We start from the raw sequence: 13,166 nt of genomic DNA, 5'->3' as shown, positions 1-13,166 counted from the left end.
AAGGGAATTATCAATGAAGAAAGACTATATTGTAAGAGCGACGGCGGCAGACGGCCAGGTACGTGCCTTTGCGGCCACATCCAGAAATCTGGTGGAAGAGGCCAGAAAGCATCACAACACCAGCCCGGTAGCCACAGCGGCTTTGGGGCGGCTTTTGACGGCCGGCGCCATGATGGGAAGCATGATGAAAAACGACAGTGATATGCTGACGCTGATGGTCCGGGGAGACGGACCCCTTGGGGGTATCACGGTGACGGCGGACAGCCATGCGAACGTGAAAGGATATGTGGGTAATCCGGATGTGATGCTGCCTCCAAAGAACGGCAAGCTGGACGTAGGCGGAGCCGTGGGAATCGGTCTTTTGCAGGTCATCAAGGACATGGGATTAAAAGAGCCTTATTCCGGACAGACCATTCTGGTAACCAGCGAGATTGCGGAAGACCTGACTTATTATTTCGCAAATTCAGAGCAGGTGCCTTCCTCCGTAGGCCTGGGTGTTCTGATGGAAAAAGATAATACGGTGCGCTGTGCGGGTGGGTTCATTATCCAGATGATGCCGTTTGCCACAGAGGAAACCATCAGCCGGATCGAGGAAAATCTGAAGAATGTAAGCTCCGTGACATCCATTCTGGATCAGGGCAAAACACCGGAGGAGCTGTTAGAGATCCTGCTTGGAAATGTAGGGCTGGAGATCACGGATACCATTGATACGCAGTTTTACTGTAACTGTTCGAAAGAGAGAGTAGAGCAGGCGGTGGTCAGCGTGGGACGAAAAGAGATCCAGGAAATGATCAATGAAGGAGAGACCATCGAAGTGAAATGCCAGTTCTGCAACACAGCTTATCATTATACGGTTGAGGATTTAAAGCGGATTATAAAGAGAAGCAAATAACCGAAGGGAGCGATGGAAATGAAGCATGGGTTTATCAAGACAGCAGCCGTGACGCCGGATATCCGGGTTGCGGATGTAGCGTATAATACAGAAAGTATTTGCCGGAAGATCGATGAGACGACAGCGGCCGGCGCAAAAATCGTGGTATTTCCGGAGCTTTGTATTACCGGATATACCTGCGGGGATCTCTTTACCCAGGAGGTGCTGCTTCGGGATGCAAGAAAATCTCTGCACCGGATCGCAGAATATACGAAGGGAAAGGACGCGCTGATTTTTGTGGGGGTACCCCTTGCTATCGACGGGGAGCTTTATAATGTGGCGGCGGCGCTGCACCGGGGGGAGATCCTGGGGCTTACCACCAAAACCTTCCTGCCGAACTACGGAGAATTTTATGAAATGCGGCAGTTCCGTCCGGGACCTGAGACGGCAAGATATCTGATGTTTGACGGAAAGCGGACGCCTTTTGGCCCCCAGCTTCTATTTGCGGAAGAACACCTGGATGCGCTGGTCGTATCCGCGGAAATCTGCGAGGATGTGTGGTCACCCATTCCGCCCAGTATCCAGGCGGCAAGAGAGGGAGCTACGATTATCGTCAACTGTTCTGCCAGTGACGAGACCATCGGGAAGGCGGCTTACCGTACCAGCCTGATCGAAGGCCAGTCGGCAAGGCTGATCTGCGGATATGTATACGCCAATGCAGGAGAGGGAGAGTCCACCACGGACGTGGTATTCGGCGGACACAATATCATTGCAGAGAACGGAACCACGTTGGCGGCGGCAAAGCGGTTCCAGAATGATGGGATCTATACAGAGATTGACGTGAAACGTCTGGACAGTGAACGGCGCAAGAATACGACCTTCCAGCCCGCCAAAGACAGGTTCCTGATCCGGGTGCCATTTTCACTGGAAGAGGAGGAGACCAGGCTTTCCAGAAACTTCCCGTCCAGGCCGTTTGTGCCGGGCAATGAAATGGAACGCAAAGAGCGTTGCGAGGAAATCCTGACGATCCAGGCGATGGGTCTTAAAAAGCGTCTGGCTCACACCCACGCAAAAAGTGCTGTGGTGGGGATTTCCGGAGGTCTGGACTCTACACTGGCTCTTCTGGTAACGGCCAAAGCTTTTGATGCGCTTTCCATGGACCGCAGCGGGATCACGGCGGTGACTATGCCCTGCTTTGGCACTACGGACCGGACTTATCAGAACGCCTGCAAGATGGCGAAAAAACTGGGAGCAGACTTAAAAGAGGTGCCGATAGCGGCCTCCGTAACCCAGCATTTCCAGGACATCGGTCATGATCCGGAGGATCACAGCGTAACCTATGAAAATGCACAGGCAAGAGAACGGACGCAGGTGCTGATGGACATTGCCAACCAGACAGGCGGCATGGTGATCGGAACCGGAGACATGTCGGAGCTTGCGCTTGGCTGGGCTACCTACAATGGAGACCACATGTCCATGTACGGGGTCAATGCTTCTGTGCCAAAGACTTTGGTGCGCCATCTGGTTTCCTATTATGCGGATACCTGCGAGGATCAGGAGCTTAGGGAAGTGCTGCTGGATGTGCTGGATACGCCGGTAAGTCCGGAGCTTCTGCCACCTAAGGACGGTGAGATCGCCCAGAAGACAGAAGATCTGGTGGGACCTTATGAGCTCCATGACTTTTATCTTTATTATTTCCTGCGGTTTGGTTATGAGCCGGCTAAGATCTACCGGCTCGCCAGGAAAGCCTTCAAAGGAGAGTATGATGACGAGACGATCTACCACTGGCTTTCTACCTTCTGCCGGAGATTCTTTACCCAGCAGTTCAAGCGCTCCTGCCTGCCGGACGGGCCAAAGGTAGGAACGGTGGCCTTGTCGCCAAGAGGGGACTGGCGGATGCCAAGCGACGCCTGTGTGACAGCCTGGCTTGCGGATCTTGAAAAGGTAAAGCCATAGAGGAGGAAGAAGAGATGAAAGCAACGAAGAAGGATGCAGTTGAGCGGTTTGAAAAAATGTATAACTGCTGTCAGGCAGTGATCTGCGCTTATTGCGAAGAGCTGGGGATGAAGGAAGAAGACGCCTTCCGGCTGACCGAGGGATTTGGCTCCGGCATGGGCGGCTTAAAGGATACCTGCGGCGCAGTGACAGGAATGTTCATGACCATTGGACTGAAAAACAGTGCCGGTAAGATGGATGAGCCCTTTGCCACCAAGATGGACACCTATCAGAAGCTTCTGGAGGCGGCAGAGAAGTTTAAAGAGAAAAACGGGTCACTCTACTGCCGGGATCTGAAGACAGAGGATGGGCCTCAGCCCCTTCCCTGCTGCATGAAATGCGTGGAGGATGCGGCACAGATCATAGATGAGATGGAATTTTAAGACGGAAAGGATGCGCTGATTTTTCATGCAGATGCATCCTTTTTTTTCATGAGTGGGAAAATGGAATTATTTTATGTTTAGTTATGCATTGTCATATAGGAACCTAGGGGCAGTTGGATTACTAGAAAAATGAAGTGACGAAGAATCAGAGAAGTGATACAATAAAAATGATATTAAAGGCTATGCGTATAGTTTCATAAGACTATGCGGGAAAGAGGAAGAAATGCAGCAAAGAAATAAGGGTACAAGATTAGAAAGGTTCATAAGTGATTATGTTGTATTGGATATAGAAACAACCAGCAATAGAATATATGATGCAAAAATTATTGAGATAGGGGCCATAAAAGTTCGTGATGGGAAAGTTGTTGATATATTTGAAAGCTTGATAAATCCACAGGAACCTATACCTGCATCAGCCACAGCAGTAAACCATATTACAGATGATATGGTACAGGATGCACCCACCTTAGAGCAGGTGTTAGACGATTTTTTGACCTTTATTAGTGGAGAGATATTAGTAGGACATAATATAGCAAGTTTTGATTTAAATATTCTTTATGATGCTATTGAAGAATATAACGGTTTTATTTTGAATAATGATTTTATTGATACTTTATTTCTCGCTAGGAAATGTTTGGATTGTATTGAAAACCATAAATTGGAAACGATTAGTACATATTATGGATTAGATATATCTAATGAGCATAGAGCTTTGAAAGATTGTTATTTGACGAAAGACTGTTTCCAATTATTACAAAAGCAATATGAGGAACATGGATTTATAAAGGGGAAAAAGAATAAATTATCGATCGATAAAAGAGGAATAAAGTATTCAGATGAGACAAAATCGTTACAGCAGTTACAAGGATTTCTGTTGGGAATAATTGCAGATAATATGTTGACGGAAGAAGAAATATTAGCGTTAAATGCTTGGATGGATGAAAATCAATCATTAAAGGGGAATTACCCGTTTGACCGTGTTTATGGAGCTTTGGAACGAGTACTTGACGACGGAGTTATTGAACAAGATGAATTAGATTCTCTTTTGGTTATATTTAAACAATTTACTACACCGGTAAATGAAGAAAACGACAAGATTTGTATAGAAACATTGAAAGAAAAGCACTGTTGTCTAACAGGTGGTTTTTCATATGGAGATAGAAAAGATGTTGAAAAATTGATAAGAGAATGTGGTGGGATTTGTGACAATACGGTAAAAAAAACTACTACATATCTTGTTGTAGGTACACTAGGAAGTGATAATTGGAAACAAGGTACGTATGGCGAAAAAATTAAGAAAGCAATGGAATGGCAGGAAAAGGGAAGTAAAATTCAGATAGTACCAGAAGAATGTTTCATAAGCGAAGCTAAGAAATTAAAGGAAGAAATATTAAAGACAGCAAATCAAGAAGAAATATTAACAGTTGTAGATTTATCGGAAGATGTTAAAGGTTGGAAAAAGAATTTACAGAAAATGTTAGACGAACTGATACAAGAAAAGGAATTACCGGAACATTCCTTATATTTGGCTCAGAACAGTGGACGAATGTCTGATAGAGTAACATCGTATTCTGTATGTATTTATGAACCAGAATATCCTAAAATACCGAATAGAAAATTAGATTATTCACGTAATTCCGTAGTAATGAATATAAAAGAAAGAAAAGACAAATTGGAATTAATTATAGGAAATTCGCAGTATAAAAGTATTTCATTTTCGGGAGAGTTGGAAGCAAAACAATTAAAATCAGATAAGAATAATATACATATTATATTTAAAAGCGATGATGAAAGATTTGTGGAATATGTAAAGTTAAATACAGAATATAGAATAAAATGTTATTCTTCTAAAGCTTCAACATTTGGATGTTGTAGCCAGTTTGTAGAATGTTCGGATGCAAGAAAATGTGTGCATGAGAACAAATTATACTCAATGGCATGCTCTTATCGTAAGAATTTAGACAAAGGAAAAATTTTTTATGGAAAGAATAGGAATATTGATTAATCTAAGAGCAAAAATGAAACCTGATAATTCATCATGCTTTGTGCCTTGGTAAAAATTAATACAATTCTTTGTTGGAGATATATTTACGAGGGGCAGATATCAGGAATATAAGCAGTAATTCGGTGAGGACAAGGCTAGCACAGTCAATTCGGTTTGATATATAAAGATATTTATATTGTAATATGAAGAAGGACAGAGTCGTAAAATCAGACTCTGTCCGAGTAGTTACGTTTTCGAGACTGTGAAGAAAAGTCTGTAAATAAGATTCTTCTATGATAAGAATGGGTGAAAGGCTTAAAAAATAAGCTTTTCACCTTTGTTTTATATATACCATCTGGCTGATGGCATGTCAATAACAGGCGGCTTTTCCGCCTTCGTTAACCTGAATATTTTTAGTCCGGCAGCCTGCCTTCATACATGATACTCAGCTCGCCATATACCTGGCCCCAGTTCCGGATGGTAGTAGTCCATCTTTTGGTGGCTTCGAAGGTAGCGAGATATAGGGCTTTCAGCAGCGCCGTATCGCTCGGAAAAACGCTTCTCTGCTGGTTCAGTCTCCGATAGGTGGAGTTTAACGATTCTATCGCATTTGTCGTATATATGACCTTCCGGACAGCTGCTGAAAACTTGAAAATCGGAGAAATCGCATCCCAGTTATCCTTCCAGCGCTTCATGGAATTCGGGTATTTTGGCGTCCATTTCTCTGTTACCCGCTCAAGGGCTGCCAGGGCTTTCTTTTCGTCTGCCGCCTGATAAATGGTTTTCAAATCCGTTGCGAAGGCTTTCCTGTCTTTATCCGGAACATACTTCAGGGTGTTTCTTACCTGATGGACAATACAGCGTTGATACTCTGTTTTCGGAAAGGAGGCTGCAATGGCTTCTTTGATCCCGGTCAGACCATCAGCACAGAGAATCAAGATATCTTTTACACTGCGGTTTTTCAGCTCATTCAGAACGGACAGCCAGTATTTAGAGCTTTCGTTATCTCCAACCTGAATGGTAAGAACTTCCTTCTTTCCTTCCGTATTGATCCCCAAGATCACATATGCCGCCAGTTTGCGGATCACTCCATTATCCCGGACTGAATAGTGGATCGCATCGATAAAGAGGATTGGATATACTTCATCCAGAGGGCGGTTCTGCCAGTCCTCTATCTGTGGAAGGATCTTATCCGTCACATCAGAGATAAAACCCTCTGAAGTTTCAAAACCATAAATATCCTCTATGGTTTCAGAAATCTGTCTGGTTGTCATTCCTTTGGCATACATGGATATGATCTTCTGATCGATATCAGAGATATCTTTCTGGCGCTTTTTGACCACCTGCGGCTGGAAAGTTGATTTGCGGTCCTGTGGAACCTCAATCTCCATAGAGCCATAGCTGCTGTTTATACGTTTACGTTTGTAACCATTCCGGTAATCATCATTATCTGAACGCTCAGATTTTTCGTACCCAAGATGATCCTCCATTTCAGCTTCCATCATTTCTTTGATTGTTCCGCCAAGTAGATCCTTGAGAGCATCCTGAATATCTTCGGCTGTCTGAATATCGTATTCTTCCAGTAGCTGGTGGATAATGTTACGTTTCCCTTCTGTCATTTGTACCCGATGGACAGGTTTCTTCTGTTTTGCCATAATAAAAGGCCCTCCTATGAATTAGATTTTATCATAGAAGAACCTTTGATGACATATTTACAGAAAAAGTTTCACACCGCCACGTTTTCGCACAATGCAAAACTTGAAACGGTCTCCAGTCTCATAGAATTTTTAGTTCAGATACCCGGTCAGGATATCATTTACCAGCTTTCCGTCAGCCTTGCCCTTTACCTTTGGCATCAGGTTTTTCATGATTTTTCCTTTATCCTTGGCAGTCGGGGCGTCCAGTCCCATTTCGGAAAGCAGTGCTTCGATAACGCTTTTGATCTCGGACTCGTCCATCATTTTCGGGGCGTACTGCTCCAGAACAGCAAGCCGTTTCTCACACTCTGCGATGATGTCAGTACGGTCTGCCGGGGTCATTTCCAGGGTTTCTTTTGTCTGCTTGATTTCTTTCATGACCACCTGGGTCTCTTCCTCTTCGGTCAGGTCAGAACGTTTGTCAATGGCTTTATTCTTCAGAGCTGCCAGGAGCATGGATAAGGTCTCTTTTGTCTCTTTGTCGCCAGCTTTCATGGCAGCGACCATTGCACTTCTTACTTCTTCGATTTTGCTCATGATGATTGTCCTCCATATGATTATGATTGTTATTATTTTAGCAGAAGAACACATATTTTTCAACAGAACCGGCAGTATGTAAAAATTATGTTACATTTTTATATTTCACTTGCCATAGAAAAATGGATACGGTATATTGAAAACAATATCACGCACGACAGGAGGAAACGTATATGGGAGGCTTTTTTTCACGCTCCAGCAGCAGCAGACGGTATCCCCATCCGGATCAGGGCGGGAATTATTACAAGAAAAAAGGGCTGTTCGGAATGATGGGAGGATTTGGCAGCTTTTCCAGTTCTGCAAGAAGAGGATACGGCCAGCCTTATGGCGGTTATCCGAACCAGGGTGGCTATCCGAACCAAGGCGGCTACCCGAACCAGGGTGGTTATCCGAACCAGAACGGCTATCCCCAGCAGGGAGCAGTTAATCAGGGCGGACAGATTCGCTGCCAGAAGTGCGGGGCGTCTGTACCAGCAGGGTCTAAATTCTGCCTTTCCTGCGGAGAAAGGATCGCACAGGGTCCGACATTTTGTCCAAATTGTGGAAAGCCTGTCCAGCCGGGCGCAAAATTCTGTCCGGAGTGCGGCACACCGATGCAGAGATGATCGGGAAAAAGAAGGAAAGAAAAATCAGAGATTACACCGTGGTGTCCCGCATTGGCACAGGACGCTACGGTGTCTGTTTTCTTGCCCGTGATCCGGCCGGGAAAATGGTAGTATTGAAAAGATTTCGGACAGGGATGCGAAGAAAGCACCCTGACTTCAGCCAGCAGGAGGCCGTTATCCTGTCCGGCCTTGACCATCCTGCGGTGCCGGAACTTCTGGGTGTGATCAACGACAGGAGCGGATATTATTTTGTCCTGGAATATCAGAAAGGAAAGACACTAAAAGAGTGGCTGTTTGAAGAAAAGAAGTTTTTTTCAGATGAAGAGGTCTTTCGGATCGGGAGCGATCTTTTGGATGTCCTTCAGTATCTGCACGAAAGAAATGTGGTGCATGGAGATATCAGCGTGGCAAACGTGGTGTATGACGGCAGCCGGGCAGCGCTTATCGATTTTGGACTCTCCGGGTATGCTGACGGGGACAGTATGCGTTTCAGCCTGGATTATGCAAGATTTGCAAATGTGCTGCTGTATCTTTTGTATTCCGGATATTCCGGGGACGGGAAGAAACCCTGGTATGAGGCACTTCCATTGTCTGACGGACAGAAAGATTATTTGCAGAAAATGCTGAGGCCGGAAGAAGTTTTCAGAAGCACCCGGGAAGCCTGCAGGGAATTTGACCGGTGTTTTGGAAATATAAGAAAATAGAAGCGGAGCTGACAGAAAGATCAGCCCCGCTTTTTCCATTTCAGTAGAAATGCAGAATTAGCAATGACCAGAACAGAACCCGCATTATGTACAAGTGCGCCTACGACAGGATTCAGGATTCCCGTGATGGCAAGTATGATTGCGATAAAGTTCAAAATCATAGAAAATGTCAGATTGCATTTGATAGTAACCATCATTCGTTTGGACAGAGCCAGAAGATGGGGGATTTCCCGGATATCATCATTCACAAGAGCAATGTCTGCTGCATCGACAGCAATGTCGCTTCCGACACCGCCCATGGCGATGCCGACAAAGGCTTTTTTCAGTGCGGGTGCGTCATTGATGCCGTCTCCGATCATGCAGACCGGAAAACCCTGATCCTGGGACTGCTGGATCCAGTTTAATTTATCCTCTGGAAGGCAGTCGGCCAGAACCTCGTCAATCTTCAGGGAAGAAGCAATGTGTCTGGCCGCATTTTCATGATCCCCGGTCAGAAGAACGGGAACAGTGCCTTCAGCCTTTACTTTGGCGATGGTTTCAGGCGCATTGTCGCGCAAGGTGTCAGAAAGAGCCAGAAAACCGGTAAATTCGCCGTCAATAGCAGTTAAGATCAAAGTACATCCTTCTTGAATATAGTGTTCCATCTGTGTTTGAGCCTCTGTATCCAGAGAAATTTGTTTTTCAATCAGAAGCTTCTGATTTCCGGCCAGTATCGTATGTCCTTCCTGGGTGCCGGACACACCCCGACCAGGAAGCGTCTGAAATGATTCCACCGGGGCCGGCCGCTCGCCGTAAGAAGCCTGAAAGCACCGGACTACTGCTTTGCCAAGGGGATGCTCCGAGCGAAGCTCTGCGGATGCTGTTTTTGCGTATAACTCCTGCTCGGAAAAGTTTTTCTGAAAACTGTGAACAGCAACAACCTGAGGAGCGCCGTAAGTGAGAGTCCCGGTCTTATCAAAGGTAAGGTGCTTTACCAGAGAAAGACGTTCCAGCGCATCGCCTTCCCGCACCAAAAATCCATGGCGGGTGGCATTTCCGATTGCGGCCATGATAGCCGTGGGAGTAGCCAGTACCAGAGCACAAGGACAAAATACGACCAGAATGGTGACAGAACGGATGATCTGTCCGGTGAAGAGCCAGGTGAGTACTGCGGCGCTTAAGGCAATTATTACAATCCATGTGGCCCATCGGTCTGCAATTCCAACAATTTTTGCTTTTCCGGCGTCAGCAGACTGTACCAGGCGGATCATGCGCTGGATAGAGCTGTCTTCCCCGACTTTAACTGCTTTCATATCAAAAGAGCCAAACTGGTTTACAGTGCCGCTGGAGACTTCGTCACCGGGGGATTTATCGACCGGAAGAGACTCTCCGGTCATAACAGCCTGGTTGACTGAGGTTTCCCCGGATATGATTATGCCATCTGCCGGGACAGTCTCTCCGGGAAAAACACGGAGGATGTCGCCCGCCTGAACCTGTTCTGCCGGGATGATTTCTTCTGTGTCCTTGCCGATCCGGCGTGCTGTCCGGGGAGTCAGGTGAACCAGCTTTTCAATGCCGGCCCGTGCTCTGGCGACGGTCAGATCCTCCAGAAGAGCGCCCAGCTGCATAATGAAAGCCACCTCGCCGGCAGCGAAATCTTCGCCGATGAAGATAGATGCAACCAGTGCAATAGAGACCAGCACATCAGCCTTGATATCAAAAGCAGTAATCAGGCCGATCAAGGCCTCCAGGATGATAGGGATTCCGCATAAGATGACAGATACCCAGGCCATATCAAAGGGCAGGGGCTGAAAGCCGAATATGCTGGCCAGGAGTGCGGCAGCAGACAATATCAGGAACGTAATGTCCCGTTTTGTGCCGCCCCATTCCAAAAGTTCTTCCAATTTTTTCATGAGAAATGCCTCCTCTCGATTATACCTATATGGGTATATGTATATTATTACCCATAGGGGTATGGGTTGTCAAGAAAAGTGTGAAGGGGGACGTACACTTTTTGCGTTGGTGCCTGTCCCCTTTTGCAAAAGTGTACGTCCCCCTTCACACTTTGTTCACAATTATCCCATATTTGAAAACCGTTCTACGGCTTTGGTAAAGTTTGCGATAGTCTGGTCAGCGTCGCCGTGTTCGATGCCGTCTCTGACGCAGTGCTTGATATGGCCTTCCAGTACGACCTGGCCGGCTTTGTGCAGGGCAGATTTGGCGGCGTTGATCTGGGAAAGAACGTCCTCGCAGGGGACGTCTTCATCGATCATACGGTCTATGGCTTGTACCTGGCCGATGATTTTTTTCAGGCGTCGGTGCAGGTTTTCAGAATCCATGCATTGTCTCATGTTGTCAACCTCCTTGTAAGTAAAACCATATACCCCTATGGGTATTCGCTTGTTTCTATTATTATGGGATGTAACAGAGGGATTGTCAAGAAGGAACGGGTATTTTATAATGAAAGGGAATGTGGGTGTTGACTGTCAGAGCACCCGGAATGGAGGAAACGATGATGTATATCAGTGAGATTATGACGACGGTTCCGGAGAATGTGAAAGAACGTGTTCCTCTGGAGCAGGAGGTTTATAAGGTATTTGCGAAACTGGGGATTCAATTTGAGCGGGTGGATAATGATCCGGCCTCTTCGATGGAAGAGTGTAAGGCCATCGGTGAAGTGCTGGACGCACCGGTGCGTAAGGATGTATTTTTATGCAATCAAAAGAAGACCAGCTTTTTCCTGCTGGTGATGCCGGACCATAAGGCATTTGACACGGCTTCTTTCAGTAAAAAGCTGGGGGTTTCCCATATGTCCTTTGCCTCGCCGGAGCATATGCTGGAGCATATTGGATGTACGCCTGGATCTGCCAGTGTAGTAGGGCTTCTCAATGATGAAGACGACTATGTACAGCTGATCATTGATAAAGAGGTGGCAGAGGGCGAGTGGTTTGTGTGTAACACAGGGATCAACACTACCCATCTGAAATTCAAAACCCAGGATTTACTGAAAAAGTTCCTGCCATATACTCATCACAGACCCAGGATCGTGGATCTGTAAAAAGGGGCAGAAGGATTCCCGGGGGAAAAGGATAGAGAGACAGAAAAAAAGACAGATCCGGATAGAAGCATCCGACAGATCTGTCTTTTTATCGTGTATTTATTTCTGTTTTCCGTAGAATACCAGTCCCACAACGCCCGGACCGGCATGAGTCCCGATGCTGGGACTGACGTCATTGATGACCACATTGGTAAAGCCAAGGCTTTTTACCATATCGGCTACGCTTCTGGCATCTTCCAGACAGTCACCATGAATAACCGCAACCATTCGATCCTTTCCATAGGAATTAAGATCCAGAGATGCCTCCATACGGGTTACCAGTGTTTTCAGGGATTTTTTTCTGCCTCTGACAGTACCGTCAGCTTTTAATTCACCGGAGGCCGTCACGGTCAGGATCGGTTTGATGTTGACCAGACTTCCCACAACGGCTGTAGTCTTGGAAACGCGTCCTCCCCGCTGCAGATGGTTCAGATCATCTACAGTAAAGGAGACGTTTACATGATCACGTTCTTCCATCAGGACATCATAGACTTCTTCCATATCTTTTCCGGCTTTCTGAAGCTCGACGGCACGATAAACGGAGACGCCCTCTCCCAGAGAAGCATTCAAAGAATCAAAGACAAGGATCCTGCGGTCCGGATATTGCTCCATCAGTTCATTGGATATCATGATAACAGTGCTGCAGCTTCCGCTCAGTGCGCTGGAAAATGCGATGTGAAGGATATTTTTTCCTTCCTTTAAGATCTGTTCAAACTTCTCACGGATCACCGCAGGATTGTTTGCCATGGATTTTGGCAGTTCTCCATTTCGCATTGTTTCATAAAAGTCATGGGGCTCCATATTAAGCTCGTCCCCATAAACAGTATCACCGAAGGCATAATACTGAGGAATGATGGTAAGCTGGTTGGCTTTGACAAATTCCGGCAGCACGTCAGAATTTGAGTCAGTCGTAATTACGTAGTCAGGCATAGGTTCCTCCTTGTGCTTTCATTATGTTTTAAAAGATGATTATAAAGAGATCTTTCCGTTGACCTCGTCATTGATCACATAGTAGGCCGCAAATTCTTCCGGCTTCAGGTAAACATTGACGCTGCGAAGCTCTTCCGGCTGTCTTCCAAGCTCCTTGGTCCAGATATGTTTGATCTGCTTCATGATGTCGGCTGTGCTGAATTCTTTCCCCATGTACTGCAGGTAAATATGTGCTTTCAGATCTGCCATCTCATTTTGCAGGATCCCGGCTCTGGTCTCGATTGCCATTGTCTTATCTTTGGTCGTTGTGATTGATTTTATCGGCTGGGATGCGTGATGTGTCTTTTTTGTTCCCATAACAGATTCCTCCTCCTACCTTTGAAA

13 protein-coding genes are annotated in these 13,166 nt (G+C 46.1%); 7 read left to right on the top strand and 6 right to left on the bottom strand.

The features are described from left to right. Positions 1–13: 13 nt before the first annotated feature. The 4 genes from hslO to BKD12_RS11400 all read left to right on the top strand — a co-directional run bounded on the left by hslO (position 14) and on the right by BKD12_RS11400 (position 5,254). Complete coding sequence (gene hslO, locus BKD12_RS11415) at positions 14–892, top strand: Hsp33 family molecular chaperone HslO (RefSeq protein WP_070089429.1); 879 nt, start codon at positions 14–16, stop codon at positions 890–892. A gap of 18 nt (positions 893–910) precedes the next feature. Further along, the gene (locus BKD12_RS11410) at positions 911–2,827 is read left to right on the top strand and encodes an NAD(+) synthase (protein WP_070089428.1); all 1,917 of its coding nucleotides are present in this window, start codon (positions 911–913) and stop codon (positions 2,825–2,827) included. Positions 2,828–2,841: 14 nt separating this feature from the next. Then, on the top strand, positions 2,842–3,249 hold the full coding sequence (locus BKD12_RS11405; RefSeq protein WP_070089427.1) for a C-GCAxxG-C-C family protein: 408 nt from the start codon (positions 2,842–2,844) through the stop codon (positions 3,247–3,249). Between the two features lie 223 nt (positions 3,250–3,472). Further along, on the top strand, positions 3,473–5,254 hold the full coding sequence (locus BKD12_RS11400; RefSeq protein ID WP_070089426.1) for an exonuclease domain-containing protein: 1,782 nt from the start codon (positions 3,473–3,475) through the stop codon (positions 5,252–5,254). Between the two features lie 392 nt (positions 5,255–5,646). Here the strand turns inward: BKD12_RS11400 and BKD12_RS11395 are convergent, their stop codons facing one another. Next, positions 5,647–6,888 (bottom strand): IS256 family transposase, encoded by a 1,242-nt coding sequence (locus tag BKD12_RS11395; RefSeq protein WP_070089425.1) that lies wholly within the window; start codon positions 6,886–6,888, stop codon positions 5,647–5,649. 132 nt (positions 6,889–7,020) lie between these two features. Next, positions 7,021–7,467 carry a GatB/YqeY domain-containing protein gene (locus tag BKD12_RS11390; protein ID WP_070089424.1) on the bottom strand — a complete coding sequence of 149 codons (447 nt, stop codon included), beginning with the start codon at positions 7,465–7,467 and terminating at the stop codon, positions 7,021–7,023. A gap of 173 nt (positions 7,468–7,640) precedes the next feature. Between BKD12_RS11390 and BKD12_RS17400 the strand changes: the two genes are divergently transcribed. Together BKD12_RS17400 and BKD12_RS11380 are read left to right on the top strand one after the other, a co-directional pair. After that, positions 7,641–8,072, top strand: a complete 432-nt coding sequence (locus tag BKD12_RS17400; protein ID WP_070089423.1) for a zinc ribbon domain-containing protein — start codon at positions 7,641–7,643, stop codon at positions 8,070–8,072. After that, on the top strand, positions 8,048–8,776 hold the full coding sequence (locus BKD12_RS11380; RefSeq protein WP_176730956.1) for a serine/threonine protein kinase: 729 nt from the start codon (positions 8,048–8,050) through the stop codon (positions 8,774–8,776). The genes BKD12_RS17400 and BKD12_RS11380 overlap by 25 nt, the downstream gene beginning before the upstream one ends. 20 nt (positions 8,777–8,796) lie before the next feature. Here the strand turns inward: BKD12_RS11380 and BKD12_RS11375 are convergent, their stop codons facing one another. Then, the gene (locus BKD12_RS11375) at positions 8,797–10,668 is read right to left on the bottom strand and encodes a heavy metal translocating P-type ATPase (protein WP_070089421.1); all 1,872 of its coding nucleotides are present in this window, start codon (positions 10,666–10,668) and stop codon (positions 8,797–8,799) included. Between the two features lie 162 nt (positions 10,669–10,830). Continuing rightward, complete coding sequence (locus tag BKD12_RS11370) at positions 10,831–11,106, bottom strand: metal-sensing transcriptional repressor (protein ID WP_070089420.1); 276 nt, start codon at positions 11,104–11,106, stop codon at positions 10,831–10,833. A gap of 149 nt (positions 11,107–11,255) precedes the next feature. On the opposite strand from BKD12_RS11370, the gene BKD12_RS11365 reads away from it, so the two are divergent. Continuing rightward, positions 11,256–11,813, top strand: coding sequence for a prolyl-tRNA synthetase associated domain-containing protein (locus tag BKD12_RS11365; protein ID WP_330385604.1), 558 nt, complete (start codon positions 11,256–11,258; stop codon positions 11,811–11,813). A gap of 99 nt (positions 11,814–11,912) precedes the next feature. On the opposite strand, the gene BKD12_RS11360 is transcribed toward BKD12_RS11365, so the two are convergent. Further along, positions 11,913–12,782: a DegV family protein gene (locus BKD12_RS11360; RefSeq protein ID WP_070089418.1), complete on the bottom strand. Its 870-nt coding sequence runs from the start codon at positions 12,780–12,782 to the stop codon at positions 11,913–11,915. 39 nt (positions 12,783–12,821) lie between these two features. After that, positions 12,822–13,139, bottom strand: coding sequence for a DUF6465 family protein (locus tag BKD12_RS11355; RefSeq protein WP_070089417.1), 318 nt, complete (start codon positions 13,137–13,139; stop codon positions 12,822–12,824). Positions 13,140–13,166 lie beyond the last annotated feature (27 nt).

The organism is Merdimonas faecis, from assembly GCF_001754075.1.
GTDB classification, from domain to species: Bacteria; Bacillota; Clostridia; order Lachnospirales; family Lachnospiraceae; genus Merdimonas; species Merdimonas faecis.
The sequence above is the reverse complement of the archived record's forward strand: the minus strand, read 5'-3'. Positions and strand labels throughout refer to the sequence as shown.

Bases quoted from the DNA above. Each gene is read 5' to 3' on its own strand.
- hslO (WP_070089429.1), top strand. From the start codon at position 14: ATGAAGAAAGACTATATTGTAAGAGCGACGGCGGCAGACGGCCAGGTA.
- BKD12_RS11410 (WP_070089428.1), top strand. From the start codon at position 911: ATGAAGCATGGGTTTATCAAGACAGCAGCCGTGACGCCGGATATCCGG.
- BKD12_RS11405 (WP_070089427.1), top strand. From the start codon at position 2,842: ATGAAAGCAACGAAGAAGGATGCAGTTGAGCGGTTTGAAAAAATGTAT.
- BKD12_RS11400 (WP_070089426.1), top strand. From the start codon at position 3,473: ATGCAGCAAAGAAATAAGGGTACAAGATTAGAAAGGTTCATAAGTGAT.
- BKD12_RS11395 (WP_070089425.1), bottom strand. From the start codon at position 6,888: ATGGCAAAACAGAAGAAACCTGTCCATCGGGTACAAATGACAGAAGGG.
- BKD12_RS11390 (WP_070089424.1), bottom strand. From the start codon at position 7,467: ATGAGCAAAATCGAAGAAGTAAGAAGTGCAATGGTCGCTGCCATGAAA.
- BKD12_RS17400 (WP_070089423.1), top strand. From the start codon at position 7,641: ATGGGAGGCTTTTTTTCACGCTCCAGCAGCAGCAGACGGTATCCCCAT.
- BKD12_RS11375 (WP_070089421.1), bottom strand. From the start codon at position 10,668: ATGAAAAAATTGGAAGAACTTTTGGAATGGGGCGGCACAAAACGGGAC.
- BKD12_RS11370 (WP_070089420.1), bottom strand. From the start codon at position 11,106: ATGAGACAATGCATGGATTCTGAAAACCTGCACCGACGCCTGAAAAAA.
- BKD12_RS11365 (WP_330385604.1), top strand. From the start codon at position 11,256: ATGGAGGAAACGATGATGTATATCAGTGAGATTATGACGACGGTTCCG.
- BKD12_RS11360 (WP_070089418.1), bottom strand. From the start codon at position 12,782: ATGCCTGACTACGTAATTACGACTGACTCAAATTCTGACGTGCTGCCG.
- BKD12_RS11355 (WP_070089417.1), bottom strand. From the start codon at position 13,139: ATGGGAACAAAAAAGACACATCACGCATCCCAGCCGATAAAATCAATC.